General features: G+C 60.6%; 22 protein-coding genes. 13 read left to right on the top strand and 9 right to left on the bottom strand.

Translation table 11 applies throughout. The annotated features are described in order from the left end of the window. The first annotated feature begins 179 nt into the window (after positions 1-179). On the top strand, positions 180-1817 hold the full coding sequence (locus tag HMPREF0573_RS03575; protein ID WP_004007769.1) for a cell wall-binding repeat-containing protein: 1638 nt from the start codon (positions 180-182) through the stop codon (positions 1815-1817). A gap of 202 nt (positions 1818-2019) precedes the next feature. Further along, on the top strand, positions 2020-2766 hold the full coding sequence (locus HMPREF0573_RS03580) for a M48 family metallopeptidase (protein WP_013188918.1): 747 nt from the start codon (positions 2020-2022) through the stop codon (positions 2764-2766). Between the two features lie 74 nt (positions 2767-2840). On the opposite strand, the gene hemQ is transcribed toward HMPREF0573_RS03580, so the two are convergent. The 3 genes from hemQ to HMPREF0573_RS03595 are packed head-to-tail and all read right to left on the bottom strand — an operon-like array spanning position 2841 to position 6277. Then, a complete protein-coding gene (gene hemQ, locus HMPREF0573_RS03585; RefSeq protein WP_004007767.1) occupies positions 2841-3656 on the bottom strand; it encodes a hydrogen peroxide-dependent heme synthase in 816 nt (271 codons plus the stop codon). A gap of 21 nt (positions 3657-3677) precedes the next feature. After that, a complete protein-coding gene (locus tag HMPREF0573_RS03590) occupies positions 3678-4985 on the bottom strand; it encodes a ferrochelatase (protein ID WP_013188919.1) in 1308 nt (435 codons plus the stop codon). 5 nt (positions 4986-4990) lie between these two features. Beyond that, entirely contained in the window at positions 4991-6277 is a 1287-nt protein-coding gene (locus tag HMPREF0573_RS03595; protein ID WP_004007765.1) for a glutamyl-tRNA reductase, read from the bottom strand. 74 nt (positions 6278-6351) lie between these two features. Between HMPREF0573_RS03595 and HMPREF0573_RS03600 the strand changes: the two genes are divergently transcribed. The 10 genes from HMPREF0573_RS03600 (at position 6352) to HMPREF0573_RS03645 (ending at position 19751) form a co-directional block, all read left to right on the top strand. Next, a complete protein-coding gene (locus HMPREF0573_RS03600) occupies positions 6352-7482 on the top strand; it encodes a uroporphyrinogen decarboxylase family protein (protein WP_004007764.1) in 1131 nt (376 codons plus the stop codon). A 48-nt stretch (positions 7483-7530) separates the two neighbouring features. Continuing rightward, positions 7531-9072: a protoporphyrinogen/coproporphyrinogen oxidase gene (locus HMPREF0573_RS03605; RefSeq protein WP_013188921.1), complete on the top strand. Its 1542-nt coding sequence runs from the start codon at positions 7531-7533 to the stop codon at positions 9070-9072. Between the two features lie 206 nt (positions 9073-9278). Further along, on the top strand, positions 9279-10400 hold the full coding sequence (gene hemC / locus HMPREF0573_RS03610) for a hydroxymethylbilane synthase (protein ID WP_004007761.1): 1122 nt from the start codon (positions 9279-9281) through the stop codon (positions 10398-10400). A gap of 6 nt (positions 10401-10406) precedes the next feature. Then, positions 10407-11165: a uroporphyrinogen-III synthase gene (locus HMPREF0573_RS03615; RefSeq protein ID WP_004007760.1), complete on the top strand. Its 759-nt coding sequence runs from the start codon at positions 10407-10409 to the stop codon at positions 11163-11165. Between the two features lie 9 nt (positions 11166-11174). Continuing rightward, entirely contained in the window at positions 11175-12299 is a 1125-nt protein-coding gene (gene hemB / locus HMPREF0573_RS03620; protein WP_004007759.1) for a porphobilinogen synthase, read from the top strand. Between the two features lie 87 nt (positions 12300-12386). After that, positions 12387-13796 carry a glutamate-1-semialdehyde 2,1-aminomutase gene (gene hemL / locus HMPREF0573_RS03625; RefSeq protein ID WP_013188922.1) on the top strand — a complete coding sequence of 470 codons (1410 nt, stop codon included), beginning with the start codon at positions 12387-12389 and terminating at the stop codon, positions 13794-13796. Positions 13797-13840: 44 nt separating this feature from the next. Further along, positions 13841-15298 carry an adenylosuccinate lyase gene (gene purB / locus HMPREF0573_RS03630; RefSeq protein ID WP_013188923.1) on the top strand — a complete coding sequence of 486 codons (1458 nt, stop codon included), beginning with the start codon at positions 13841-13843 and terminating at the stop codon, positions 15296-15298. An 84-nt stretch (positions 15299-15382) separates the two neighbouring features. Then, positions 15383-15658, top strand: coding sequence for a heavy-metal-associated domain-containing protein (locus tag HMPREF0573_RS03635; RefSeq protein WP_236585797.1), 276 nt, complete (start codon positions 15383-15385; stop codon positions 15656-15658). Between the two features lie 65 nt (positions 15659-15723). Further along, positions 15724-18207 (top strand): heavy metal translocating P-type ATPase, encoded by a 2484-nt coding sequence (locus HMPREF0573_RS03640; protein WP_013188924.1) that lies wholly within the window; start codon positions 15724-15726, stop codon positions 18205-18207. A 122-nt stretch (positions 18208-18329) separates the two neighbouring features. Next, positions 18330-19751, top strand: coding sequence for an MFS transporter (locus HMPREF0573_RS03645; protein WP_041798133.1), 1422 nt, complete (start codon positions 18330-18332; stop codon positions 19749-19751). Between the two features lie 141 nt (positions 19752-19892). On the opposite strand, the gene HMPREF0573_RS03650 is transcribed toward HMPREF0573_RS03645, so the two are convergent. The 6 genes from HMPREF0573_RS03650 to HMPREF0573_RS03675 form a co-directional block, all read right to left on the bottom strand. Further along, a complete protein-coding gene (locus HMPREF0573_RS03650; protein ID WP_013188926.1) occupies positions 19893-20282 on the bottom strand; it encodes an Rv3654c family TadE-like protein in 390 nt (129 codons plus the stop codon). Beyond that, positions 20266-20694 (bottom strand): TadE family protein, encoded by a 429-nt coding sequence (locus HMPREF0573_RS03655; RefSeq protein WP_236589728.1) that lies wholly within the window; start codon positions 20692-20694, stop codon positions 20266-20268. The genes HMPREF0573_RS03650 and HMPREF0573_RS03655 overlap by 17 nt, the downstream gene beginning before the upstream one ends. A gap of 8 nt (positions 20695-20702) precedes the next feature. Further along, entirely contained in the window at positions 20703-20906 is a 204-nt protein-coding gene (locus HMPREF0573_RS03660; protein WP_004007751.1) for a DUF4244 domain-containing protein, read from the bottom strand. A 113-nt stretch (positions 20907-21019) separates the two neighbouring features. Next, the gene (locus HMPREF0573_RS03665) at positions 21020-22246 is read right to left on the bottom strand and encodes a type II secretion system F family protein (protein ID WP_004007750.1); all 1227 of its coding nucleotides are present in this window, start codon (positions 22244-22246) and stop codon (positions 21020-21022) included. Then, a complete protein-coding gene (locus tag HMPREF0573_RS03670; protein WP_013188928.1) occupies positions 22246-23694 on the bottom strand; it encodes a TadA family conjugal transfer-associated ATPase in 1449 nt (482 codons plus the stop codon). Before HMPREF0573_RS03670 ends, HMPREF0573_RS03665 begins: the two co-directional genes overlap by 1 nt. Next, positions 23691-24860 carry a hypothetical protein gene (locus HMPREF0573_RS03675; RefSeq protein WP_013188929.1) on the bottom strand — a complete coding sequence of 390 codons (1170 nt, stop codon included), beginning with the start codon at positions 24858-24860 and terminating at the stop codon, positions 23691-23693. Before HMPREF0573_RS03675 ends, HMPREF0573_RS03670 begins: the two co-directional genes overlap by 4 nt. A 186-nt stretch (positions 24861-25046) precedes the next feature. Between HMPREF0573_RS03675 and HMPREF0573_RS03680 the strand changes: the two genes are divergently transcribed. Further along, on the top strand, positions 25047-26825 hold the full coding sequence (locus HMPREF0573_RS03680; protein WP_013188931.1) for a hypothetical protein: 1779 nt from the start codon (positions 25047-25049) through the stop codon (positions 26823-26825). The last annotated feature ends 129 nt before the right edge of the window (positions 26826-26954 follow it).

Raw genomic sequence — 26954 nt, forward strand, 5'->3', positions numbered from 1 at the left:
GCAGGTTAACTGGTTTCGAAAGTAAGTCCCACAGGAAACAAATTGGCGATATTCAGGCATTTCTCATTGATATTCAGGGGAAACGTCCTTCGTTTCGAGGGGATAAAACGCTAATATTGAGAGTAAGAAATGGTGTCTGACAGATACCAAAAACAAACTGGGACAGGTGAATAAGGATTATGAAACCGAAGACCCCTAACATGGATGTAAAGACGGACGAAAGCTCCGAAGTCAGCGCGGCAATGCGACCGATGGTACATGGGCGCGTGCGCTTTGGACGTTTCCTGGTCGGTGGCACTGCGCTAGTCGCTATGGTCGCCGTAGCTATGCTGGTTGGCAGCCCGGATCTGAATCGCTCCCCCGTCTTGGGTCAGCCTCAACAGACCACAAGCGCGGATGCGAAAGATTCCTCGGTAGCGGAACCCTTGGCTCCTGGCGCACCTGCCCCTGCGAAACCGAATCGTGTTGGTGGCGGTGGTCCTACCGCGACCGCGATCGCAATTTCACGGACCGCATTCCCTGGCGGAGCTTCGGAAGTTTATGTAGCTCGCAATGATAATCCGGTTGATGCGTTGGCGGCTTCGGTGCTGCCCAACGGTCCAATCTTGCTGGTTCCCTCTGCAGGTAATGTCCCGGTCGATGTCTTTAACGAAATTAAGCGTTTACACCCCTCCAAGATTGTGGTTCTTGGTGGCGAGGGTGCGATTAGCGCCGATGTAGCTGGTCAGCTCAGCACCTACACCGGGGTCGCCGACGTGACCCGTCTGGCTGGACCGAACCGCGTGGCTACCGCGGCCACGATTGCCAAGTACGGTCATCCCGGTGGCAGTGCCAAGGTTTACGTTGCTGACGCAATGGGGTCTAACGGTCAGGGTTCCCCGGATGCCGCAGTGGCAGGCGTGCTGCGTGACGGTCCGATTGTTACCGTCAGCGGTAATGCGGGCGACATTGCCACCGCCGCCGAGACAGTGAAGGCTCTGGGCGCCTCCCAGGTCGTAGCTTTGGGCGGTGAAGGCGTGGTTCCCAGCTCACGTCTCAGCCAGGTGGCTGGCGGAGCGGCGACCAGCCGTATCGCCGGAGAGAATCGTTATCTGACCGCTCAGGCTATCAACCGCACGGTGTTCTCTAACGCTAGCCACATCTACTTGGCTTCTGGCTCGGATTTGGTCTACCCGCTGATTTCAGGCTCGCTGAGCGATGGACCGGTGCTTTTGGTTCCCGGTAACGCCCAGGACAACACTCGTGACCTGGTGACTGCTTTCGGTAACCCGACCGTAACCGCTATCGGTGATGGCAGCGCGGTATCGGATAACGTCATGAATGTGGCAGCCGGTTACGCTCAGCCGGCACAGGCTCAGAAAGTAGATGCCGCTCCGGTTGCTGGGGTATCTCAGGTCTACACCAAGTACTCGATGCAGCCTTCCCCGGCTGACCAGGCTCGTGAAAATGCCGTGTTCAACGCCATCAACGCGACGCGCAACGGTGCGGGTATCCCGTCCCTGACTCGTGACCCGGTGATGGATGATGCGGCTCGTGCCTGGGCACAGCAAGTCGCCCGCACGGATGTGTTTGTTCACTCTAACGGCGCTTTGAAGTACGCGGACCTGTTCCCGGCAGGGTGGAAGTTCGCTGGCGAGAACATGGTCGGATACTACAATGTTGACCCGGCTGCTTACGCGGCAGGCTCTACGAAGGCTTGGGTGGCATCCCCCGGTCACTACCGTAACTTGATGGATCGGCGTTTCAACCGCACCGGCATCGGCACGGCTACCGGTCGCCAGTGGGTGTACACGGTACAGAACTTCGGTCAATACTGATTCTTTGAGGAAAATCCCCTATTCATCTCCCTGGGTTTCGGTGTCAGGTACAGCCTGGCACCGATACCCATTTTTAGTTTGCACAAGGGTAGGTGCGGCGGGGCTGTCTGACCGGTCGCGACATTCTCGAGGGTAGCGGGCGCGGAGACATTTTCGTAGCGATTTAAACCCAGAATGTGAGCTGGTCAGGTAGCATAAGGCGATGTCTGTTCAGTCCGGAAGCAAGAGGGTATCCCGCCGAGTCCGCGCGGAGGGCGTGTATCGAGTTGACGGCATCCCGGTGTACTTTACCCGCAAAAATGTGCGCAACCTGCGACTGCGTATTGATGCGCACGGCGAGTTTCACCTTTCGATTCCCTGGCGGGCGTCGCTGGCAATGGCACGGGAATTTGTAGACGAACAGGTCGCTTGGATTTCCTGGCAGCAACAGAGATTTACACGCCGGCAAGCAGCACAACCACAGCTGGTCGATGGTGAAACTGTCGCCTGGTGGGGTCAAGACGTCCCCCTCAAGGTCGTGGAGGACCCCCACCCCCGCGCTTGTGCGGTAGCGGAAGTCCGAGACGGGGCGATTGTGCTGCGCCTGCCGGTGGGAGCCCCCTTGGAAAAACGTCAGCGCGCCGTGGACAAATTGCGCAAGTCTTCCTTGGAGATGCGTCTCGCCCCACTCTTGGCAAAATGGTCGGCAGCTTTTGATATTGCCCCCGGCGAGGTGCGAATTCGGCGGATGAAGTCTCGCTGGGGATCGTGCAATCCACACACGCGAGCCTTGACGTTTAATTTGGAACTCAGCGCGAAAGACCCGAAATACCTCGACTATGTGGTAGCTCACGAATTCACGCATTATTTTCACGCCAATCACGGCCCGGAATTCCACGCCTTGCTGTCTGCCAAGCTGCCCGAGGAGCGCGAGTTACACCGCGCTTTAAACCGGCGTAACGTTACTTGAACTGAAACGAAACCCCTGCGGACTTTTGAGACAAGCCCGCAGGGGTTCGACGAAAGGTGATTAAAAGGTGCGGGTTAATTGTGTCCGCAGCCGCAGGACGTTTCTTCGGGCTGGTGACCCTGGCTGCCCGCGTCGTCACGCTTGGGCTGCAAATCCACCCACTCGCGAGGCTCGACGCGCACCCCGGTAAAGAACGGGGTATCGACACGCACGAACAGGCGGGCTTCCACCTCGCGCTGCTGACGCAGCACGCCCATGACGCGATCCAGGCGGTCAGCCTCCAAGGTGATGGTCCATTCCCAATCTCCCAAAGCGAAAGCCGCCAGGGTCGAGACTGCCACATCGTTGTAGTCGCGACCGTTCATACCGTGTTCCTTGAGGATGGCATTGCGGCGTGCTTTGGGCAGGTAGTACCAGTCCCAAGAGCGGACGAAGGGGTAAACCGTAGCGTACTTGCGCGGGGCAAAGCCACCCCAACAAGCCGGCAGGTGCGATTCATTGAACTCAGCGGGCACGTGGCGACTCATCGCCGACCATACCGGCTCAAACAGGGCGGGTCTGCCGTGGCAGGTTCCGATGGCTCCAACTTTGCGGAAGGCATCTTGGAGAGCTTCCGCGTTATCGGCGAGCGCCCAAATCATCAGGTCGGCGTCCGGACGGAATCCGGACACGTCATACCAGCCGCGCACCACGACGCCCTGCACGGCTTCTTCCAAACGGCGGATAATGCGTTCGAGGCGCTGCGGGTCGGTCGGCAGGGGTCGGGTCCGACGGAACACCATGTGCAGAGAATAGTTATCTCTGGCATTGACTTCGCGATAATCTACCGCGTAGTCGCGGGGGTCGCCGGTGATTTCCGGAGCAGTTTGAACAGACTCGGGATGTCCCATAATGTCTCCTTTGCTAGTGGTTTAGTGATTGGGGTGATGAAGATGAGGGTGGGCAGGGCGCGGATATTGGCAACAATTTGGTCCGCAAGTTTCTGCCAGCGGCGGGTAGGTATCGGGTTCCACGGATTGTGAGGGGTGTTCACCGCGGGCAAAAGCTGCCCGTTCGTAAACCAGGTTAGCCAGTTCATCGAGGAACTCTGGGTCAGAATCTGCGGTGGCAGCCCGACGATAATCCAGACCAAGTTCCTGGGCGGTCGCCGCAGCCTCGGTGTCAAGGTCAAATACGACTTCCATGTGATCTGAGATGAAACCGAAAGGCGCGACGATGACGCGACGCACTCCGGAGGCTGCCAAATCACGCAGGTGGTCATTAATATCGGGTTCCAACCAAGCCTGGTGCGGGGAGCCGGAACGGGAACAAAACGCCAGCGACCACGGCAGGTCCAGCCCTTGTGCGGACAGGTGCCGGTGCACGGCTTGGGCTACCGCGAGGTGTTGTGCCAGGTAGGTCCAGCCCTGCCCGAGGGCGTCTTGCTCACGGGTTACCGAGGGCAAAGCATTGAGGGCTGCGGGGGAAAAGTCTGTCTGGCGCTGGCGCATGGGGACGCTGGGTCGGCTGACGGGAGTGTCAAGACGGTCGTCAAACAGCGCGGGTTTCTGGGTGGTCGAAGAATCGACGGTCGCGCCGTGGGCGCCGTGACAGGGTCCGGAATGTCGTGCCATGTCGAGCGGAATCGAATGTGTTACGTAAACCAAGTGAACCGGCTCTGATGGTGCTTCAGGGGATTGTGTAGAAGCCGGAGTAAGGTTTAAGTCGCGAGCCGCTGCGGCGATAGCACGGGCGTTAGCGCTGATGAATCCGGGGGTGTTTGCAAAAGGGCGTACCCGGTCAAGGGTGACTTGGTCGGCAATCTCGGGGCGGGCAGTACGCAGGTCGGCGAGAGCCTGAGCCAGGTTTTCCCGATATTGACGGCATCCTGAATAGCAGGTGTAAGCGGTGGTAAATAAAGTCAGAATTCGGCGCGCCCCACGGTCAACCAAGTCAATGAGACTTTCGCTGAAATACGGGTGCCAGTTGCGGTTACCTATCGCGTAAATGAGTTCATCACCAAGGCGCTGATGCAGGCTGGACAGCAGTGCTGCATTGCGGGCGTTAATGGGAGATACGCCACCAAACAGACGGTAGTGACCACCGACCTGTTCCAGGCGAGAATCTGGAATTCCTGCCCCACCGGTGGCATTGCGTAAGAACGGCAAAACGTCCTCGGGACCGTTCGGACCTCCATAGCTGACCAAGAGCAACGCATCATAAGGCGCCAGATTACTCATGCGATTTACCTAACTTCGGCATTCAGGGCAGCTTCAAGCACCGCGGGTGTCAGTCCCCACACGGTAGCTAAGGCACCCACCCACTCGGCTCCCAAGCCCGCTTCGGCAGCCATGTGGGCAGAAACGGTAGGCGTATGCGCCAGTTTCGCAATGACGTGGTGAATCGCCGCTTCGGCAGCTTCGCGAGAAATCATGTCACCAGCGGGAAGTCGATCTATCTCGGCGGCAGCAGCCTGCTCGAAAATCGCGCGCAGCTGCACAATAGCCGGATCCATGTGACGTGCCGCCACTGCCGCGTCGTACTCGCTCAAACCTTCTTCAATAATTTCATGCGCTCGTCGCACTTGGGACACTGCCAAAGCCGGAACCCGGTGGCGAATATCTTCCAAATTCCACAACATGACACCTGGTAGGTCCCGCACGCTTTCTTCCACGTCGCGATGCAATGCCAGGTCAAGAATGGTTAAGGTGCTGTCTGGGGCAACCAAGCTGTCGCGGACCTGTTCACGACGCAACACGGGGGCACCAATCCCGCGAGCAGTCACGACCAAATCTGCCTGCTGTAATGCCGGTACCAAATCAGCAGCCGGAACCACGCGGGTGCCGTGATTCTTGGCAAAGGCAATGACCCGGTCCGAAGTCGAAATGTTAGCGATGTCGCGCACTCCGCGGGCGCGTAGCTGAGCGACCGTACTCCCGGCATAAGCGCCGGTGCCGACCAGTAAGACTCGTGCCTGTCGCCAGTTGGGGAGCCGACCGCTCGCCTCTGCCACATCCAGACCCACGGAAACAACCGAGCGCCCCAGCCCGGTCAGTTCTGTCTTGCTGGCGACCTTTCGCGCGGTAGAGAGCGCCCCCTCAAACATGCGCACCATCAACCCGTGAACTTCCCCCAAGTCTTGAGCACGCGTAAAGCTACGACGCACCTGACCGGCGACTTCGGCTTCTCCTACCACCATGGAGTCCAACCCCGCGGCAACACGATACAGATGTTCAGCAACCGCTCGACCTTCAATAAAATTCCACGCGAGAGAACCGTCATGTGTCTGGTTATGGGACGGAACTTGCAACGGTTGCGTCTGGGAGGGCAGTTCCGAGGCAGGGACTAAACGCACTTCCGGATCGGCAGAAGTATAAATTTCCACGCGATTACAGGTCGAGACCAGGACTAGGGAATGCACTCCTGGAGTGTCGAGCCATTCGGATTCCTTTTCTGCAGCTTGAGCCGCCGCCTGAGCCACTTCAGACAGACTGTGGGTCAGGTGATTGACGGTGTAGAGTTGAAAAGGCATCAACCTTTTTATACCTTAAATAGAATTAACCCCGCAAAACAGTTACTAAGGGCATCCTAAGTTAGGATTGGATTTTGGCTGCATCTTCTCTGGGCCTTGACCCGCTATTTTCTGGTTCGAACATTCGCGCCGCGTTGAACGGAATCAGACCGCTGACCACCCCGGTGTGGTTCATGCGCCAAGCCGGACGATCCCTGCCGGAATACCGTGCCCTGCGCGAGGGCAAAACCATGCTCGAAAGCTGCACCATCCCGGAGATTGCTGCCGAGATTACCCTCCAGCCAGTGCGCCGCCACCACGTTGATGCCGCCGTGTTCTTTTCCGATATCGTGGTGCCACTGTATCTGGCAGGCGCGGACATTAACATTGTGCCCGACCGCGGACCGGTATTGAGGCAGCCTCTGACCAGTGTTGCCGAGGTAGAAAAATTGACCGAGCTGGAAGTCACGGACTGGTCGGTAATCGAGCAAGCCGCCGCTCACGTCCGCCGGGAACTGCCTTATGAAAAAGTCCTGTTGGGATTTGCTGGAGCGCCGTTTACCCTGGCGTCATACCTGTTGGAAGCCGGCGGTCCGCGACGCAGAGAATGCCTGGAAACCCGAGCTTTTGTCGAAGCTGAACCCGCCGCCTGGAACAAACTGGCGACTTGGTGTGCCAAATTGTCCGGTCAGTTCATGAAAGCCCAAATCAACGGTGGTGCCGAAGCGGTGCAACTGTTTGATTCCTGGGCGGGGTCCCTGACCGCATCAGAGTACCGCCAATTCGCGCTGCCCTACTCGTCACTCGCTTTCCAAGGCGCGCCGGGAGCCACCCACATTCATTTTGGGGTCGGCACTGCCCACCTCATCGAGGCAATGGGCGAAATCGCAGAGGTCGTTTCCATCGGCTCCGACCTGGGCTTGGACGCCGCCGCGCGGCGGCTGCCCGGAAAAGTCCTGCAGGGTAACCTCGACCCAGACCTGCTGGTCACTGCGGAGCAGCCGGCACAAACAGACTCCACCCCAACTGACGCGAAACCAACTGACCACATGGAGCAAATCTGGCGCGAAGCCGAAAAAGTCCTCCAGACCGGACTCGCTGCCCCTGCCCACATTTTCAACCTGGGACACGGGGTGCGACCCGAGACTGACCCTGGGGTGCTGACCGAACTGACTGCGCGGATTCACACGTGGCGACCTACCGCAACGTCCTCGACCGAAAACTGAAAGACTCCCAACAAACCCACCAGATAACGCTTTTGAAGGGAAAACACCATGACTGACGAAGGCTTCGACATGATTATCCTCGGCGGCGGGCTCGGCGCGCTGGCTGCTGGATACGCGGCGACAAAACGCGGGCTGCGCCCCCTCATCTTGGAGGAACGCGGGCGCCCCGGCGGTCTGGTCTGCTCGGGAGTCTTTGGGGGAGCCACCGTGGACATCGGAGCCGAGTCCTACGCTACCCGCACCCCCGAAGTCACGGAGCTGTGTCAGGAACTGGGCTTGCACCCGGTTGCCCCCCACAGCGACTCCTGGGTATGGGATCACGGTCGCAATGATGCCGTGCGGATTCCGTTTGGCACGCTGGGCATTCCCGCCGACCTTGACGACCCGGTGTTCGTGGAGGGGCTGACTCACATCGCCGGACCACAGGCCCTGGAACGCGCTCGACAGGATTTGACGCTGCCCGCAGAAGTCGGCGCAGACGCGAAAAGTTTTGGAGAAATGGTCGAAGCCCGGCTGGGCAAAGACGTGCTGGATGCGTTCGTGACCCCATTCGCGGGAGGCATTCACTCAACACACCCCTACGGATTAGATCCCGACCGAGTGGCACCAGGATTGCGTGCCACCCTGGCGCGCACCGGGTCGTTGACCAAGGCGGTGGCTGCCACCCGCAAACCGAACTCGGTAGTGGTGATGATGCCCGCAGGCGGCATGTTTAGACTGGTGGATGAGCTGGTGAAACGCATTATCGCGGCGGGGGGACGCATCGATAACCACGTGCGCGTCATGCACGTTGAAACCGGTATCGGCGCGGACAACCCGCGTTGGGTCGTGTGGTGCAAACACACGATTTCCAACACCAAGTTCCAGGGCGGTCCCCCGGAAGAAATTGGTAACGCTTTCGGTTTGGCGACCGATCGAATCGTGGTGGCGCTGCCGGGCAACAGTGCGTTGAAAGTGCTGAACTCGGCGGCGGCCTCGATGCTGCGTCTGAAGTATCACGCCGAACGTGAACACCGGGACGCCACCGTACGGTTTGACGCGGCGGCTTTGGAAGAAATCGGCGATTTGACCACCGGATTTCAGCTGCATAAAGGCACTCACGTGATGAATGTGACTCTGGCGGTCAATGCGCCCCAGCTGGACAATCCGCCGCGCGGGTCAGGCATGTTGGTCGGTCCCCCGCCCTGCGGACCTGATGAGGACCCGAACGTCCTGCAGGCCAAAGCCATTACGAACTATTCCGCGAAATGGCCCGAGACGATGGCAGGAGCTGCTCCCCACACGCATATCCTGCGGATTTCCTACGGTCGGGAGGGCGACCCGGAAGGCTTCGTGTATCAGGTGAGTGTGGAGCGGGCTTTGGCAGACGCGTCGCGGATGCTGGGGGTGGAACTGACCATGGATCAGGTCCTGGATTCGCGCCGCATCTTTTGGGGCGACGCTATGGCTCACCCTACCGTCGAGGAACGCGCGGTGCTCAACCAGATTGCCGCTGCCGCCGAACGCGTAGAGGGCTTGGATCTGGAAGGCGCGCTGTTTGCTGGAACCGGGATTACCGCCGTGGTCGCACGCGGATTGAAGTTTCAATAGGACGGTTCACAAGGGCGGGGCGGTCGACCACGGCGGTCATGGTTATGCCTTAACGATTCGCGAGCTCGCGAACGTTTTCATACACTTGGGGATTTTTGATAGTCAGCATCGGCATCAAGAAATTCTAGCCTTAATGCTAGAAAAGTGGGAGGTTGGTTTGTCTCTTCGGTTACAACTTAACCCTGCTTTGTCCTAAGCTAGAACCTATGCAAACGATTGGCAGCACTGAGCGTCCGCTCGTGATTGGCACCCGTGCCTCCGCCCTGGCTTTGACCCAAACCCGCGCCGTCGCCTCCGACTTGGAGCAGCGCGGGTTACACGTTCAGGTACAGACGTTTACCACGGAGGGCGACATCAATCGGGCTTCACTAGCCAGCCTGGGTGGCGTTGGCGTGTTCGCCGCAGCCCTGCGGGTGGCACTGCTGGAGGGTCACTGCGACCTGGTGGTCCACTCTCTGAAAGACCTGCCCACCGTGCCGGTAGACGGTCTGGTGGTGGCTGCCACCCCGACTCGTGAAGATCCGGGAGACGTGCTGGTGGCGCGGGACAGTCTCAGCTTGGCAGATTTGCCCGCCGGTTCGCGTCTGGGTACCGGCTCGCCTCGCCGAGCTCGCCAGATTGCGGTGGCACGTCCAGATATTGAATTGGTAGACATTCGCGGCAACGTCCCCACGCGGGTCGGGCGGGTGAAAGGTTTGGCTGCCGTAGCTGAACAGGCTGGTCTGCCGTCGGGGAAAGCTGCCGAAGACCTGGACGGGGTGGTGCTGGCGCGAGCCGGGCTGCGTCGCTTGGGAATGGATGACGCAATTACGGATTCCCTGGAAGGTACGGTGATTCCTGCCGGCGGACAGGGTGCCTTAGCCCTGGAAACCCGTTCCGAGCTGTTGGACAGTGATGAGGGGCGAAACTTCGCCCAAATCCTCAAGTTTGTGGATGACGAACCCACCCGGTTAGAAGTCAGCGCGGAACGCGCCCTGCTGCGCTACCTCGAAGCGGGCTGCGCCGCACCCTTGGGCGTACGAGGCGTCGTGACTTGGGACAAACATACCGAGGCACCTTCGGGACGCCTGGAACTGACTGCCCGAGTCATCGGAAATCAGGGCGAAGTCCTGGAAGTCAATGGGGAAACCACCGTGTTGCTGGGAGCCGAAGCCGCGCAGCGTGATTTTGCCCTGGCTGCTGCCGAGCAGCTCGGGGTAGATTTGGCGGGAGAACTCTTGGAGGCCGGAGCCGCAACAATCGCAGACCTCAAAGCCGCCAAATCCGCGTCAACTCAGACAGACGCAAATCAGACGATATGCAATGAAAAGGAATTGTGGGGAGAATAGCATTTGATGAAACCTAAACTGTTGGTGCCCAGAGTCCCTGGTGACGTGTTGGCAACGGGATTGGAACAGGCCGGACTGCCGGTCGTGTGTGCGCCTGTAACTGAGAAAGTGCCCACCCCCAGCGAGGACTGGTTTGATCCGATGCAACGGCTGCAGAGCGGGGAATATGACTGGGTCGTGCTCTCCAGCGTGGCGACGGCGACATTCCTGGACGCTCACTACGACCTGGAAGATTTGTTTGCCCAAGTGCAGGTTGCTGCCGTAGGTAGTGCCACTGCCGAAGCCATCCGCCAGTTCGACGGTCACGTTGACCTGGTGGGACCGGATCCGGCGTGCGCCGAGTCCTTGGTCGAAGTGTTCCCGGCAGGAACCGGAACAGTGCTGCTGCCCGGCGCGGTCGGCGCGGCACCGACCTTGGGGCAAGGACTGAACCGCAAGGGATATAACGTAGAAAAACTGCGACTCTATGAATCCGTGTGCCTGCCCGATCTGCCACTGGAATGGGAGACCGCCTTGGCTCCGGGGGCGCACACCTACGTGCTGATTACTGCCGGTTCGGTGGCGCACGCTGCCCACCAACTGCTGACGAAAGCCGGCGTGAAACAATGGCCCGAGCCCATCGCTTTTGGGAAATCTTCGGCAACCGTACTGCGGGAACTGGGCTGGTCCGCCGCCGAAGTCTGCGAAACCACGAACACCGAAGGGGTCGTTCGGGCTTATGAGGACGCCGTTAGAGAGCAAGAAAAGAAAGCCGCACAAGATTAGGGGATAACTATGACAGGATTACCGCACGCCGCAAACTTGGGCGTAGGACCGACCACTCCGAGCGCGACCGGAGGACGGCACACCGGTACTGGTGAAGCTGAAACGAAAGCCGGGGCGAACGAAAAGGTCGTGCCCGCGCGGAAACTGCCCCACGGTCTGACCCCTTTCGTGCGTCCCCGCCGGTTGCGTACCTCCGTGGCGATGCGCCGTCTGGTGACGGAAACCCGCTGGAGCCCCGAACAGCTGATATTGCCCGTCTTTGTGCGCGACGGGATTACTGAACCGGTAGAGATTCCTTCCATGCCTGGTCAATACCAGCACACGCCGGAATCTTTGGCGAAACTGGGTCGGGAAGCGGCGGATGCCGGCATCGGGGGCATGATTGTGTTCGGAGTCCCCACCGACGCTGACAAGGACGAAATCGGTTCGGCAGCTTGGGACCCCGACGGGATTCAAAACCGGGGCATCGCTGCGCTCGCCGCAGAGGTCGGGGATCAGTTGGTGGTCATGGCGGACACCTGTCTGGATGAGACAACCTCGCATGGACACTGCGGACCACTCCGACCCGATGGCGCGGTAGACAACGATTGGGCAGTGTCTTGTTATGCCGCCACGGCGGTGTCACAAGCGCGGGCGGGAGCGGCCGCGGTCGGACCCAGTGGCATGATGGACGGTCAGGTTGCAGCGATTCGTGCTGCTCTGGATCAAGCCGGGTACAGTGACGTGGCGATTATGGCTTACTCTGCCAAATATGCGTCCGGCCTGTTCGGACCGTTCCGGGACGCGGTCGGTTGCGCCCTGAAAGGCGACCGGCGCACCTATCAGCAAGACCCTGCCAACCGTCGCGAAGGAATGCGGGAAACCCTGCTGGACATTGAGGAAGGCGCCGACATGGTAATGGTCAAGCCAGCCTCGTTTTACCTGGACGTGCTGTCTGATGTCGCTGCGGCGGCACCGGTGCCGGTGGCTGCTTACCAGGTGTCCGGTGAATACGCGATGATTGAAGCTGCGGCCGCTAACGGTTGGATTGACCGTTCTCGCGTCATCGACGAGTCCTTGACTTCAATCGTTCGCGCCGGAGCGGACATTGTGTTGACTTACTATGCGATTGAAGCGGCGCAAGGCTTGGCGTAACCCGAGCCCCCGCCACGGTTAGTGAACTGAACACGTAACTCGAAAGAACTTGTGACAAGGTCCTTTCATCACCCAAAGGAGGGCGAAATGACAACGAATGCTGATTTGTTTGCGGCGGCGCAAGCCGTCATCCCCGGAGGGGTTGATTCCCCCGTGCGCGCTTACGGTTCGGTCGGGGGGGTGCCGTCTTTCGTGGCTCGCGCGAAGGGTCCGCGCGTGTGGGATGCGGAAGGTCACGAGTTTGTTGATTTGATTTGTTCGTGGGGTCCGATGCTGCTGGGTCACGCCGATGAACGGGTGGTAGACGCAGTCCGGACCGCGGCGGAGGCAGGTCTCAGTTTCGGGGCGCCCACCGAGTCGGAGACCCTGTTGGCAGAGGCTATCCGGAAACGGGTGCCGCTGGCAGAAAAGGTCCGGTTTGTTTCGACCGGGACCGAGGCGACCATGACGGCTATCCGCTTGGCGCGCGGGGTGACCGGGCGGGATTTGATTATCAAGTTCGCCGGTAACTATCACGGACACTCTGACTGTCTGCTCAGCGAAGCCGGTTCCGGAGTCGCCACCGGCGGCTTGCCTGCTTCCGCGGGCGTGCCGGCAGGAATTTCTGCCCTGACCTTGGTGTTGCCCTACAACAATGTGAAAGCTGTGCAAGAAGCGTTTGCGCAGCGCGGTTCCGAAATCGCTGCCGTCATTGTGGAAGGTGCCGCCGCGAATATGGGTGTCGTGGCACCGCGAGCCGGATTCCTACCTGAAATTTCCCGGTTGTGCCGCGAGCACGGGGCATTGATGATTCAAGACGAGGTGTTGACCGGGTTTAGGGTTTCGCCGTCGGGCTGGTGGGGACTGTCCACCGGGCGGGAATATCTGGAAAGTCCGGTAGGTACCACGTCCGGACCGGCGGGGTTATTCCCCGTGGGGGTCGCTGCCCAAAATAATGGCGTGACCTTTGGTGAGTTTTGGACCCCGGATTTGCTGACTTTCGGCAAGGTCATTGGGGGAGGAATGCCCTTGGCGGCTCTTGGGGGTCGGGCTGAACTGATGAATCAGCTCGCGCCCCTCGGTCCGGTCTATCAGGCTGGAACCTTGAGCGGCAACCCGCTGTCTTGCGCGGCCGGGTTGGCCACTTTACGAGGTGCCGACAATAATGTGTATGGCAAGGTCGATGCCGTGGCAGACACGATTGCGGGCGCACTGGACGCGGCGTTGAACCGGGAGGGCGTGCCCCACTTCATTGGGCGTGCTGGGTCGCTGTTCTCCGTGTTCTTTTCCGAGACTCCCGTCACCGATTATGCCGGCGCGAAAGCCCAGGAAACCTGGCGATTCGCCCCGATGTTCTGGGAGTTTCACCGGCAAGGTGTCATGTTGCCGCCCTCCGTGTTTGAAGCTTGGTTTGTGTCCGCGGCCCACTTCGGTGATGATGCCGCCATGAACCAGATTCTGGATGCGATTCCGGCGGCAGCGAAGGCCGCGGCTGCTGCCGAACCACCGCAGGCTTAAACCTAACCGCCAACCCCCCTCTCACAACTATTGAAAGCAGAAAAATGGTTACTGAATTTCCTACCGCACACGTTGATTTGGGGGCGCTGAGCCCGGCGATTGCCCTCAGTTCACTGGATGGAAGATACCGCGGGGTCGTGGCTCCGCTGGTGGATTGGTTTTCCGAAGCGGCGGTGAACCGGGCGCGCCTGTTCGTAGAGATTGAGTGGCTCATTTGGCTCACAGACCAGGAAGTACTGGACGGTGCGCCGGTGTTGAGCATGGCAGAAAAATCCTATCTGCGTGGTCTGGTGGGCACTTTCGGTGCGGATGAAATCACCACCCTGAGCGAAACCGAAGCAAAAACCAAGCATGACGTGAAAGCTGTGGAATACCTGTTGAAGTCCGCCCTTGAGGTCGCTCCGGAGGTGTTGGGAGGTGCGGAAGGTCAGGCACTGCCGAAGCTCAAAGAAATGGTGCATATTTTCTGCACTTCCGAGGACATCAACAACCTGACCTACGCGATTTTGCTAAAGCAGGGAGTGGGACGGGTGTGGCTGCCCGCCGCTCGCGCCCTGCAAACCCAAATCACCGACCTTGCCCAGGAAAACGCTCAGGTGCCGATGCTGGCCCACACCCACGGGCAGCCCGCCACCCCCACCACCTTGGGACATGAACTTGCCGTGTTTGCCTGGCGTATGAATCGCCAGCTGAAACGCGTCGAAGCCCAGGAATACTTGGGCAAAATCAACGGCGCGACCGGCGATTTTGCGGCGCACACGGTGGCGGTACCCGGAGCGGATTGGTCGGCGCTGTCCCGCGGTTTTGTCGAGGATCGTCTGGGTCTGACCTGGAACCCGTTGACTACCCAGATTGAGTCCCACGACTATCAAGCGGAGCTTTACGCGACGGTCACGCACTTTAACCGCATCGCCCACAACCTCGCTACCGACATTTGGACCTATATTTCCCTGCGGTATTTTGCCCAAGATTTGGCAGCGCAAGGTTCGACCGGATCCTCAACCATGCCGCATAAAATCAACCCGATTCGGTTCGAAAACGCCGAAGCGAACCTCGAGATTTCCTCCGGCCTGTTCGAGGTACTGGAACAGACCCTGGTCACCACCCGGATGCAGCGCGACCTCACCGATTCCACCACCCAGCGCAATATCGGCACCGCGTTTGGTCACTCCCTGCTGGCAATCGATAATCTGCGACGCGGACTGGCGGGGCTAAAGGTTGATGCCGCCGTGATGGCAGCCGATTTGGATGACAACTGGGAAGTACTGGGCGAGGCAGTCCAACAGACTATGCGCGTGGCTGGGATTGCCGGGATTCCCGGTATGGATAACCCTTACGAGCGCTTGAAAGAGCTGACCCGCGGGCACAAGGTTGACGGGGCTCGGATGCGCGAGTTTATTTCCGGTTTGGGACTTCCCCCGGAACAAACCGCACGTTTGCAGGCGCTGACTCCCGCAACCTACACCGGCTTGGCTGCCGAACTGGTCGACTATCTCAAATAGACCGGTTCGCCACGCTACACCGGACCGATTCCGGTCACGTGCCGGGTGGGAATAATCCGGCGCAACCGGTGGTTGGAATAGACAGTGACCCTACGAGTGGCTAATCTCGCGACACAGCAACGAAAGGAACCCCCAATGGCAACCCTCACCATGAACCTGGACGGACTGACTTGTGACATGTGCGTCAAACACATCACCGCCGACCTCAGCGACCTAGCGGGCGTGGAACGCGTCGAGGTGGTGCGTGACGAGGGCCGCGGGGTCGCTACCGTCACCGGCGAAAGCCTGCCCTCCGACCAGGTCCTCACCGAAACCGTGCAGGACGCCGGCAACTACCGCGTCGTGTCCATCAACCGCTAGCTTTTGTTCCTTCGGCTGTCTCAAGTGGTGGTGTGAGGACGGTGCGAGGTCGGCCCGGTGATTTGATGACACACAACGAAACGACAGCTAGTCCCTCCGCGGACCCGGCGGTGGATTCAGCGCTGGACCCGGCCGGGCTGCGCCGGCAAGACCTGGGACGTCGCCTGGTAGTGGCGCTGATTTTTTGTCTACCGGTGATGGCGATTTCCATGCTGGAAGTCCTGCAGTTCCCGGCGTGGCAGTGGGTCGTGGGGGTGTGCAGTCTGCCGGTAGTGGGCTGGTCCGCCGCGCCGTTTCACCGGGGGGCTCTGCGAGCGGCACGAGGGGGGTCCACCACGATGGACACCCTGGTCGCGTTGGGGGTGAGCGTGGCAACGCTGTACTCCTGGGGGGCGCTGATTCTTACTCCCGCCGGCCGTATCGGTATGACCATGAACATGAGCCTGAACCCGCTCGCGGCAGCGCACGAAACAGGCTCCGGGGGCGAAATCTTTTTTGAAACCGCCGTGATGATTACCGTATTTTTGCTGACCGGACGGTATTTGGAGGCTCGGGCGAAGTCCTCGGCGACCTCTGCGCTGCGCGCTTTGCTGTCCCTGGGGGCAAAACAGGCCGTGCGCGTCACCCGTCCCGGCGACCCTCGTGACCCGGCAACCCCGTGGGAAACTGAAACCATCGACGTCGCCGCGCTCCAGCCGGGGGACTACTTTTTGGTACCAGCCGGGGAAAAAATCGCCACCGACGGCATCGTGTTCGAAGGACATTCCACCGTTGACGAATCCATGCTGACCGGCGAGCCCATCCCGGTGGAAAAATCCGTGGGCGATAGTGTGACCGGCGCCACCATCAACGTCCAAGGCCTGCTGGTTGTTGAGGCCACCAAGGTCGGTGCGGAAACGAAACTGGCGCAAATCACCCGGCTGGTAACCCGCGCTCAAGCTGAGAAATCCCCGGTTTCTCGCCTAGCGGACCGAGTGTCGACAGTGTTCGTCCCGGTGGTGATTGCCCTGGCTGTCCTGACTTTCGCGCTATGGCTGGGACGCGGACACCCGTTCCCTACCGCTTTCACCGCCGGGGTATCAGTACTGGTCATCGCCTGTCCGTGCGCGTTGGGGTTGGCGACCCCGATGGCTTTGTTGGTCGGGTCCACCCGGGCGTCTCGCGCGGGTATCCTGCTGAAAGGTCCCCAGATTCTGGAGGAAACCCGGCGCATCAACACCCTGGTCATGGATAAAACCGGCACGCTGACCACCGGGGAAATGAGCCTGGAGGACGTGACGGTGTCCGCTCCGAGGTCCGCGGGGATGGCGTCGCTGGGGAACACTCAGGCTCTCGCGTTGGCGGCTGCACTAGAGACAGGATCTCCCCACCCGATTGGAAAAGCCCTGGTCGCAGCGGCAAAAGCGAGAGACGGCGGGGGCGGGTCTGGTGCCCTGACCGGGTTCGCCACGTTCATCGGACGCGGCGCCGGAGGTTTCGTCGACGGCGTGGCCTATGCGATTGGGAAACCGGAGTGGCTCACGGCGATGGGTGCGGACATTCCCCCGGACTTGGGGGCGGCGATTGGATCCGCCCAGTCACAAGGGCGGACCGTCGCGGTGTTGGCTACGGGTGCGGACTGGTCTTCACAAGTTTCCGGGGACGCCTGTCCGGTGTTGTCAAGCGAGCCGGCCGGTAACGGGCAGCTGGCGGCGGAGCGGGCCGGTAGGGAAATGACCTTGAAAGTCACGGGAATGACCTGCGCGTCTTGCGTGGCGCGAGTGGAAAAGCGGCTCAACAAACTGGACGGAGTTTCGGCTGTCGTGAACCTCCCCTTAGAAATCGCCACCGTGACCCTCACCGCGGATGTCCCGGCTGAAACCTTGATTGCACAGGTCGAAAAGGCCGGGTACGGAGCCAGTCTGCTGGACAGTGCGGGAACTGCAGACAAGCCGGACCGGCTCAGTGAAAACAATGTCGCCGCCGTAGCGGGAGACTTGCTGCAGGCGCGAGCCCTCGCCGTGTTTACCTTCAGTGACCCGGTCAAACCCGAAGCTGCCCACACGGTTGCCAGCCTGAAAGCTGCCGGTATCGAAACCGTCCTGCTGACCGGGGACCAGCCCGAACCGGCTCACCGGGCTGCCAACCAGGCTGGAATCGAAACAGTCGTGGCAGGGGTCAGCCCGGAAGGCAAGGTTGCCACAATTCGGGAGCTGCAGGACGCTGGCAAAATCGTGGCAATGGTCGGGGACGGTGTCAACGATGCCGCCGCCCTAGCCGCCGCCGACCTGGGGATTGCCCTGGCCACCGGCACCGATGCGGCTATCGGTGCCGCGGACATCACCCTGGTGAACCCCAGTCTGGAGGCAATCACGCAGGCTATCAACGTGTCTCGAGCTACCCTGCGAAACATCAAACAGAACCTCGCCTGGGCTTTTGGGTACAACATTGTGGCCATACCCCTAGCGGCAGCGGGGATGTTAAATCCGGGGCTGGCGGGGGCTTTCATGGCATCCAGCTCGGTGCTGGTGGTGCTGAACTCCCTGCGACTAAACCGCGTCCACCTGTGACTTCGCCGGTTTTTTCGGCGGGGGACACTGCGGCGCAAACCGGGCAACCCAAACCTTTCGCGCGGATTTGTGCCGGGCGTAAAAACGCTAGACTAAGGGAGGCCAGCGAAGGGACGGTAAAAGTGGCTTCTGAGGATGATGCTGACGCTTTGACGCCGGCGCAGCGCCAACGAGTGCTGTTGGTGTGTTCTATGACCGTCGTATGTACCCAGCTGTATCTAAACGCAATGAACGTGACTCTACCGGCGATTCGAGCAGATTTGCACGCCAGCACCGGGGAACTGCAGTGGTCGTTGAACATTTATGCCCTCGCTTTGGCAGCCATGCTGATGGTGACCGGAGCTTTGGGTGACCGTTTCGGACGCCGCCGCACCATGATTGTGGGCATGGCGACTTTCACGGTCGGTACCGTGTTGGCTGCCGTAGCGTGGATGCCGCTGGTGTTGATTGTCGGTCGCGGCTTGCAAGGGCTGGGAGCCTGTATGCTGCCGGTTATCAGCCTCGCGGTCATCAACGAGGTGTTTCGCGACCCGGTGGAACGCGCGAAAGCCATCGGGTTTTGGAATGCCCTGCTCGGAGTCGGTTTAGCTGCCGGGCCGGTGCTGGCTGGAGCGTTGGTGACCTGGGTCGATTGGCGCGCCGTGTTTTGGGCGCCGCTCCCACTGCTGGCATTGACCCTGGTGGGCATCATCCGCGAAGTCCCCGAATCCCGTGATGAAACCGGGCGCCGCCTGGACATTCCCGGTCAAATTTTGACCGCCATCCTCATGGGTGCCCTGACCTATGACATCATCAGCTTCGGAGAAGGCATTTTTGGTCTCCGTGAGTGGATTATGGCAGGGATATTCCTGGCAGCCTCCCTCGGCTTTGTGTGGCGAGAAACTCACACACCCTGGCCGATGCTAGATTTTCGTTATTTCCGTTCCGTTCCTTTCGTCGGGTCCCTGGCCGTCATGGAGTTCGTCTTTATTACCCACGGCGGTTTCATGTTCGTGTTTGCCCTCTACCTGCAGCTAGACCTGGGTTTCACCCCGATGCACGCCGGGCTGATGATGCTGCCCCTAGCGCTTGCCAACACAATCGCTGCCGTGGCGGCAGGACGTATCGTTGCCACGGGCCACTACCGTGCCGCGTTCCTGGTAGCCGGTATCGGCACCCTGCTGTTGGGCGTCTGCCTGCTGCCCTTGAACAGCACCGGTCCGGTCGCGTTGCTGTTCGTGGCGACAACTCTGGCTGGGGTGGTATTGGCATTTACCAACATGCCGGTGACGAACCGAGTACTGGCAGCCATGCCGGAACGCCAGGCCGGGGTCGCTTCTGCTACCACGTCCACTGCCCGCCAAATCGGCATGTCCCTGGGCATCGCGGGTTTCGGCGCGTTCATGAACCTGGGAGTGGCGCGCGGCCTGCCCATTCACGAGGCTGCCCACCCGGCTTGGTACATCACCATCTTCCTGGGCGCCACAGTAGCCGTCATCGCGGTGGTGGTCACGACCGGCTGGGCGCACGGCACTGCCGCTCGGGTCCGACAAAGCCTGAGCTGAGCGCGCGCCCGGCGAGGACTTCTGGAGCTGCCAGGATTACGCCTTTTGGCATGTCAGGCAGAACCGGTAATCTGCAAGTCTCGCGAGTATCGTTGACCTTGCCAGGAGTGCAGTCACTGCCAGGACCGCGCGCCCAACCGCCTAGCCCAGGAATTCCGGTCCGGCTCGGGACGTTGACTGGGTTTCCGCCACCAGCCCGATTTTCAACGGCTTCGCCACCCGAACGGTCACCATCCATCCGGAAACCGAGCAAGACTCCAGGTGAGAGCCGTTCTTGGTGGCGTATTCCCCGGCGGTCACACACCCGTCCCCACCGGTCAACACCGCGGTAGCCCCGGCAATGGCAGCCAAATCGCTAGCCTGGTGAGCGGCGGTCGAACCTACCGCTGCCACCCCTACCTGAGCTAAACCCAAGGTCAAAGCCAGCCCCAACAGAATCAACCCCAAGGCCATCACGGTTCCCGAGCCACGCTCCTCACGCAGCCCCTCCCGGAAATATCCCTGACGGGTTGTTTCACCACGAATCTTCACGAGGAATCACCGCCTGCGCTTTGGCGCTCATACCGAGCAATCCGAGCATCGCGGGCATCTTCTTGGTGGCGCTACACTGCACGTCCTTGCCAGTGGTACTGACGCTCACCGCACCCGCCGCGCCCCCGGCACCCCCCAGCAACCGATTACCGGCTGCCACTGCCACCGCGCTGTCCTCCCCAATCGCCACCGACCGGCAAGCCGCTCGTGCGGCAGCGTTGACCTGGACTCCCGCCATACCGGCTGCCCCGGTCAACGCCAAAGCCACCACAATCATGATGACTGCGGGAAAGGTTAACGCCAGCTCGGTAGTAACCATCCCGTGTTCCGAACTGAGACGCCGCCCCCGAGCCAGCCAGCGACGCACCAAGCGCCGGCTGAGCTGCTGACGCCAACCTTTCCCCACACTCATCAACATGTTCAGACCTGCAAAGCCGCTTCGATGATGGACTGCAGCGCGCCTTTCAACTCGCCGCCTTTCATAATCATCAACAACAATCCCGCGAAAGCTGCCGCCGCCAGGGTACCGATGGCATATTCCGCGGTCGCCATGCCGTCCTCCTCGCCCTTCAGACGAGCCCAAAAAGACAGTGCCTTCGTTTGCAATGCGCTTACCTTGTTCATTTTCTTTCTCCTTTTTGCAATTTGTCTCGCGGACTTTCCGCGTGACCGCCAGCCGTCACGGTGACGAACTGGCGCCCCCCTTGTGCATTGACAAAGGGAAGTCTGTATTTCCCTCATGAAATGAGGTCCTCAATCGTGGACACCACCACCGGCACAATCCCCAGTGCAAAAAACGCCGGCAACAAACACACCCCCAGGGGAATCATCAGCCGCACTCCTAAACGTTCCGCCGCGTCGACAGCCCGGTGAATCTCCGCGGTTCGAGTCCGCGAAGCCCCGCGCACCAGCAGCGGCACCGGAGAGGCGCCCTCCTCCCACGCCGGCTGCAACACGCTGGCTAAGTCAACCCACTTGGTATCCGCTTGTGCCCACGCCTCGTCCCAATCCGCCCCCAACAGCAGCATCCGCGCCACCACTGCCAAATCCGCCTCCTCACTCGCCGCTGACACAGCTTCCAGAGTGGACGTCAAAGACACTCCGTTTTGCTGACAGGCCGCAATAATGTCCATCGCCAAAGTCGGATCAAGACCCGTCACGGAGCTGCCGGTAGCCTGGCGAATCATCGCTGCGGACCACAGGTTTCCTGCCACCATCAGACCCAAACCAATGACGAAAACCCAGGTATTAATACCGCCTCGAAAAGCCATATCAATGACATCCACCCCGATAAACTGCGCCATCCCCAGCGCCGCCAAAGGCAGCACTCCCAGCAGGCGCGCGGTAGCTTTAGGGCCGACCTGGGCGGTGTGACGTTTCGCGGCGGTCTCTAGCGTGGCGGCAATCCCGTCCGCAACCCGGTTCAAAATCTCTGCCAAGGGGGCTCCAACCTGGGTCGCTACCTGGGTGGCAATCAACATACCCCGCAAGGCTTGCGCGGCGGCTTCGGGATGACGTACCCGCGCCAGCGGGTTTGTTTCCGTCGTTCGCCCCGCCCGCCAGTGATTGAACCGTTCCCACAGTCCCGGCCGCGGATGAGCCACAAATGCTTGTATTGCCGCGTAATCCAGACGTGCATCCAGACGATGCAAGGTGGTGTCCCAGGCGTTTGCAATGCTGGCACCCGCCTCCAAACGAGTGGCAATTTCCGCACACAACAGCCCCACGTCTAAATCCCTCAGCCCCCGCGGTGCCGGGCGCCTGCTCCGCCGGGAAAACACCGCACGCCAAAGTGGCACTCTCTCCATACTTTTCGCGCTGCGAACACCCCCTGCCTCGACGCGAGAGGATAGGTCGCGCGGTTGTGATTCACGCCCGCTGCGTGACCCCATCCCCGCTAACAGTCCCGCCCCCGCGAGCAACACCACCGCTACCACCACGGTGACCAGCTGTGTCGAATCCATCAGCCCACCCCCTGAATGTCTGCCAAAACGTTGACGGACCCGGACGGCACCTGATTACGTTCCCCCACGGGGTTCCATTCCAACTGGGGAACTTGCCATTTTGGTGGCGGTGTGAGGGTGGCAACTCGGCTGGTTTCCGCCAGTTCCGGGCAGGAATGCAACAATTCCGAGTCGGAACGCGACCCAGGGCCCGCATGTCCCAGTTTCGGGGTCACAAGGGCGGTGCTGCGGCTGGGAGTGTCAGTTACGGTGGCGGGGGAACCTACCGCAGCGGAAACGGTCGATGTTGAGTCTCGCGGCGGCTCGGGCAATTCAAACTGGACAGCAAAATCCCGCCAGCCCTCTAACCGTTGTACCGCCCCAGTCTGGGGATCGAAATCCAACACCGCTTTTGCTGCCAAAGCCCCATCAGCACCACGGACTAACCGTGCCAACTGCACCACCGCGCGACGCACCCGACCGTCCTGATTACGAAACCGGCGCAGATGCACAATGACATCGAAAGCCGGCAGGGATTGGGCACACAAAGCCTCACGGTTCATGCCCGCTAAAGCCCCCAGAGCCTCCAAACGTGCCGGCACCTCCAGTGCCGAATTGGCGTGAACCGTCGCCCAACCGCCGCGATGACCCGTATTCAACGCCGAGAGCATTTCCCGGACTTCGGCACCCCTAGCCTCACCCAAAATCAAACGATCCGGGCGCATCCGCATCGCAGCCTTTACCAAATCGGACAGAGACACTCCCCCAGCACCCTGCACGTTAGCCCCCCGTGCCTGCAAATGAACCACGTGGGGATGCGCGGGGCGCAGCTCCGAAACCTCCTCGATACAAATGAGGCGTTCATCCGGGGCTGCCAACCCCAACAAACACGCCAGCAGAGTTGTTTTCCCTGTACCGGTAGCCCCGGTAATTAATCCCGACGCCCGCACCTGCACCAATCTGCGCAGCACCTTAGCCAGCCATGACGAAACCATGCCAGATGCCACCACCGTCTCTAAAGGTAGCGCCACCGGACTGGGCACCCGCAACGAAATCACTGCCGAATCCCCTGACAGTGGCGGCAAAACGGCGTGCAGACGCACTCCCGAAGGCAAGGTCGCATCGACAATCGGGGTCGCGTCGTCGAGCCGTTGCCCGGCCGCGGCAGCCATCCGCACCGCTGCCCGGCGCAGCGCCACGGCTGACCCCATGGAAAAATCCGGCACTTTTTCCAAACCCGCTCCGGCATCTATCCAAGCTTCTTCAGGGCTGTTGACCAGCAAATCCGTGACTCCGGGTCGGGTCAGCAGGGAACCGAGCGGCTCGTCGACCCCCTCTAAAGATTGACGCAGCCCGCGGGCGCCCTGTGCCAACTCTCCGGTGGTGGTGGCAGCGGGAGCCGTCTGTAAAATTGCTTGCGCCGGATCTAAACCGGTCGCGACCAGGCGTCGCATTTCCCCAATGTTCATCGTCGTGTCCTCAGTTCCAAATGCAGCAGACTTGCCGCGAGAGTTTCCGTGCAGTGCGTCACTTTTCGGGGCAGCGGGGCAGTGAGCCCGTCACAGCCGAAACTGTCCCAAATCCGCGCCGAATAGGACCAGTCCGAAACATCGATTTCCGGATGAATTCCGCGCAGCGCCCGGCGGGCCTGACGCGGGGGCAAGCCTCCGCCGGGAACTACGATGAGGTGAGCGGGACAAGGAAACTCCGGGGACAGCGTTTCCCACGCCAGCAGCGCCGCGCGGGAATAATCGGCGACCCACACGACGGCATCCGCCTGTGTGGTTCCTCGCGAAGTTCCTGTCTCAGATAGCGCAGGTACCCCCGCTCCGGAACCCAAATCCAGCACCAGGCACGGGAAAATCCCTGCCAAGTCGCGCAGTACGCCGGCAACAGTCTGGGGACGGACTATGGACCCCGAACTGCCCAGCAACGCCACGTTCTCCCATATGGGCAGTCCCGCCGCGGCACGAAAACCCGGAATTTGCCCGGTCGTCTGCCAAGCCTGCCAATCCAAATCAGCCCCGCTGACTGGCGCGACCCACGCGTCCAAGGGCAGATAGGAGCCACTGCAGTCCACCCAACAAACCGGAGGTAACGCACTAAGCCCCCCGCTGCCGCTAGTTCCGTCGCGGTCACCTGCAAATCTGGCTTCGCGTCCTCTGTTTCGGGAACGTTCGCAGTCGCGCCGGGGTTCACCAGGGCGTTCGTCTCTCGGTTCGGTCTGTGCCACTACCGCGAGGGCATGTGCGAGCAATCCGGCGATGACCGTCGTCTGTACTCCCGGCACCAAACCGCGAACCATGACGGTGAAAGCACTGCCAGACTGTGGGAGCATGAGACCCAACACTTCACGTTCATCAGCTGGCAAAACCAGCGCCGGTCCCATTTCCGCCCTGCCGTTAGTCTCTCCCTGCAGACGTACCAGGTAGGTTCCCGTCGCCAATCGTCCCGGAAAGGCGGCGGCGGCTTGGGCAGAGCAAAAGACCGGACCGGCGCACGTTCCGGACCAGTCTCGCGGCGCCATGACCCGCAAATCCGCAGCCGCGAGCGTGGCGAGCATTTCGAGCTGCTCCCGCCAGGCTTTCTCGTGCGGTTCGCACAGCAGCGTCACCGTCTTGAAGGTATTGACCATGCCCCCAAGTTTTCGCTGCCGGCTGGCAGAGAAAAAGCGGAAAAATTTTTACCTGTGGAAAACCCCAAAATCCCCACCCTGTGGAAAACTGTGGAAAGCGTGGCACTACCTGGGAAAACCTGTAAAACTTGACTCATTTTTGGGGAAGTTTAGTATAGCGTAGCCCCCGCGTTATACAATGGCTCGGTGTCAGATAACCTTCCGCAGCCTCCTCGGAATCCGGTTCCTCCGCAGGGAGGCGGTCCGCAGCAGCGCCGCCAGGAGCAGCCGTTCTTTCCTCCTGCCCGCCCGCAGGTCCCGGTTAATCCCATGCAACCTGGTCAAATATCCGGCAATCCTCCCGTTCCTGCCTGGCGCCCTGGTCCCCAGACCGTTCATCCTCGGGTGCTGCCGTCTCGTTCCGCGGTGAGACGCGGATTGGTCTCTCCGCAAGGGCAGCCCGTCCCCAACCCAGCACAAAACGTTCCTAATCAACCTTTTGCGGCGGCAAATAGGGGTATCCCGACTGTCCCTCGTGCGCCGATGGCACCGATGGCGCCGACCGTTCCTGCTGCTCCTGCCGTCCCCGTCCCTCCGGCAGCGACTATTCCTCCGGCTATGACCGCCCCTGCTGTCCCTGCTGCGCCAGCTACGCCTGCCGTGCCTACTGCACCCGCTGCTCCTGTTGTGCCCGCTGTCCCGACACCTCAACCGGCTCGTTCCGGTCAGCCCCAGCCCGTTCCGTCTACCCCGATTGGCGCTGGCGCCCCGCCTGCCGCGCCGGACGAAGAAATTGACGAGACAGAAACCGCCGCTTGGAGGACTGAGCTCGCCGCCGCTGCCGCTCAAAACGAATTCGAACAAGTTGAGTCTCCTGAGGGCTTGAATCCCGAACCGGCTCCGACAGAGCCCCCTGCCAAGCGACCCGGCGCTTGGAAACGTTTGTCACACCTGCGCGATCAGTCTCGTACCCTAGCGAAAACCGGGGTACCCAATCCTCCGCCCAGCACCCTGCGCGCCAATCTCATCGGAATTCTTACCGGTCTGTTGGTGGCACCCCTCGCGATGATTTTCCTGATTTGGGGTACGAAAACCGTGATGGATGCCAGTTATGGCGCAGGCGCGGTCGCCATCTTCTTGGGAATTTTTGAAATCCTGGCGGGAACCGCGCTGCTCTCCATAACCGGCGTAATCACGGGATATTACTCGTCGTTATCCTGGGCGATTTCTGCGCTCTGGCCCGTGCTGCTGACGGTCTTGGCTAGCCCGATTCGGGGCTTGGTGGCTTCTCATAACGACACTTTGACGGGAGCTTCGCAGTATTCGCTGTGGTGGGATTTCTTGGACGGAGTCTCGACCTTGACGGCGTCTGGATTGTTCCCCACTATGGCAATAGTCATGGTCGGGGCGTCTTTGGCAGCCCAGATTGCCTATCTGGAGGGGCGGGACTTCGCTTTGCTGGAGCACCAGCTCGGCGAAACCAATGACCGGGAGCCAGGTACTCCTATCGCCCCGCCTTCACGCCTGAAGTATCACTTGCGGGCGATTGTGGTTTCGGTTGTCTGCACGGTCGCGGGCATGTTGTCGTTGATTCCGCTACACGACCGGTTGGCAGTAATTACCGGAGCGAGCGGTCACCTGTCCAAGCTGCCGGCGGTCGCGACTTACGGACTGCCGATTCTGGGTATCCTGTTGCTGTTCATAGCGGTTTATTCCGGCTCTCGTTCCGCTGCGGGTTTGATGTTTGCCGGGGTGACCTGCGGCGTCATCCCTGGAGCGATTCTGGCTTTCGGTGAAGCGTCAACTTCCGGATGGGCGGAACGCCTGGTCAGGATGCTTTCTGATTACCTCACGGCGTCCATGCATGTCTCGGGCGGACCGCTGATGACTTTCGGCTTTGTACTGATTGCCTGTGCTTTAACGTTGTGGTGGTGCCGTCAATCGGGTGTGCGTGATCAAAAGGCAGATCTTGAGGCTGGTGCGTAGTCGGTCTTTCTCGGGTGTTCACCAGGGGTGAGCACGGGTTTTCGTTACGGTCTTCGGTTTTTCTCCGCGCGCCTAGTGGGCTTGGTCACTCTCGTGCGCTAACGTGAGTTCCGAGGTGACTGACGAAGG

The sequence above is a fragment of the Mobiluncus curtisii ATCC 43063 genome, from assembly GCF_000196535.1.
Taxonomy (GTDB): Bacteria; Actinomycetota; Actinomycetes; order Actinomycetales; family Actinomycetaceae; genus Mobiluncus; species Mobiluncus curtisii.

Coding starts and splice junctions, on each gene's coding strand:
- HMPREF0573_RS03575 (WP_004007769.1), top strand. CDS start 180: ATGAAACCGAAGACCCCTAACATGGATGTAAAGACGGACGAAAGCTCC.
- HMPREF0573_RS03580 (WP_013188918.1), top strand. CDS start 2,020: ATGTCTGTTCAGTCCGGAAGCAAGAGGGTATCCCGCCGAGTCCGCGCG.
- hemQ (WP_004007767.1), bottom strand. CDS start 3,656: ATGGGACATCCCGAGTCTGTTCAAACTGCTCCGGAAATCACCGGCGAC.
- HMPREF0573_RS03590 (WP_013188919.1), bottom strand. CDS start 4,985: ATGAGTAATCTGGCGCCTTATGATGCGTTGCTCTTGGTCAGCTATGGA.
- HMPREF0573_RS03595 (WP_004007765.1), bottom strand. CDS start 6,277: ATGCCTTTTCAACTCTACACCGTCAATCACCTGACCCACAGTCTGTCT.
- HMPREF0573_RS03605 (WP_013188921.1), top strand. CDS start 7,531: ATGACTGACGAAGGCTTCGACATGATTATCCTCGGCGGCGGGCTCGGC.
- hemC (WP_004007761.1), top strand. CDS start 9,279: ATGCAAACGATTGGCAGCACTGAGCGTCCGCTCGTGATTGGCACCCGT.
- HMPREF0573_RS03615 (WP_004007760.1), top strand. CDS start 10,407: ATGAAACCTAAACTGTTGGTGCCCAGAGTCCCTGGTGACGTGTTGGCA.
- hemB (WP_004007759.1), top strand. CDS start 11,175: ATGACAGGATTACCGCACGCCGCAAACTTGGGCGTAGGACCGACCACT.
- hemL (WP_013188922.1), top strand. CDS start 12,387: ATGACAACGAATGCTGATTTGTTTGCGGCGGCGCAAGCCGTCATCCCC.
- purB (WP_013188923.1), top strand. CDS start 13,841: ATGGTTACTGAATTTCCTACCGCACACGTTGATTTGGGGGCGCTGAGC.
- HMPREF0573_RS03640 (WP_013188924.1), top strand. CDS start 15,724: ATGACACACAACGAAACGACAGCTAGTCCCTCCGCGGACCCGGCGGTG.
- HMPREF0573_RS03655 (WP_236589728.1), bottom strand. CDS start 20,694: ATGAGTGTGGGGAAAGGTTGGCGTCAGCAGCTCAGCCGGCGCTTGGTG.
- HMPREF0573_RS03660 (WP_004007751.1), bottom strand. CDS start 20,906: ATGAACAAGGTAAGCGCATTGCAAACGAAGGCACTGTCTTTTTGGGCT.
- HMPREF0573_RS03665 (WP_004007750.1), bottom strand. CDS start 22,246: ATGGATTCGACACAGCTGGTCACCGTGGTGGTAGCGGTGGTGTTGCTC.
- HMPREF0573_RS03670 (WP_013188928.1), bottom strand. CDS start 23,694: ATGAACATTGGGGAAATGCGACGCCTGGTCGCGACCGGTTTAGATCCG.
- HMPREF0573_RS03675 (WP_013188929.1), bottom strand. CDS start 24,860: ATGGTCAATACCTTCAAGACGGTGACGCTGCTGTGCGAACCGCACGAG.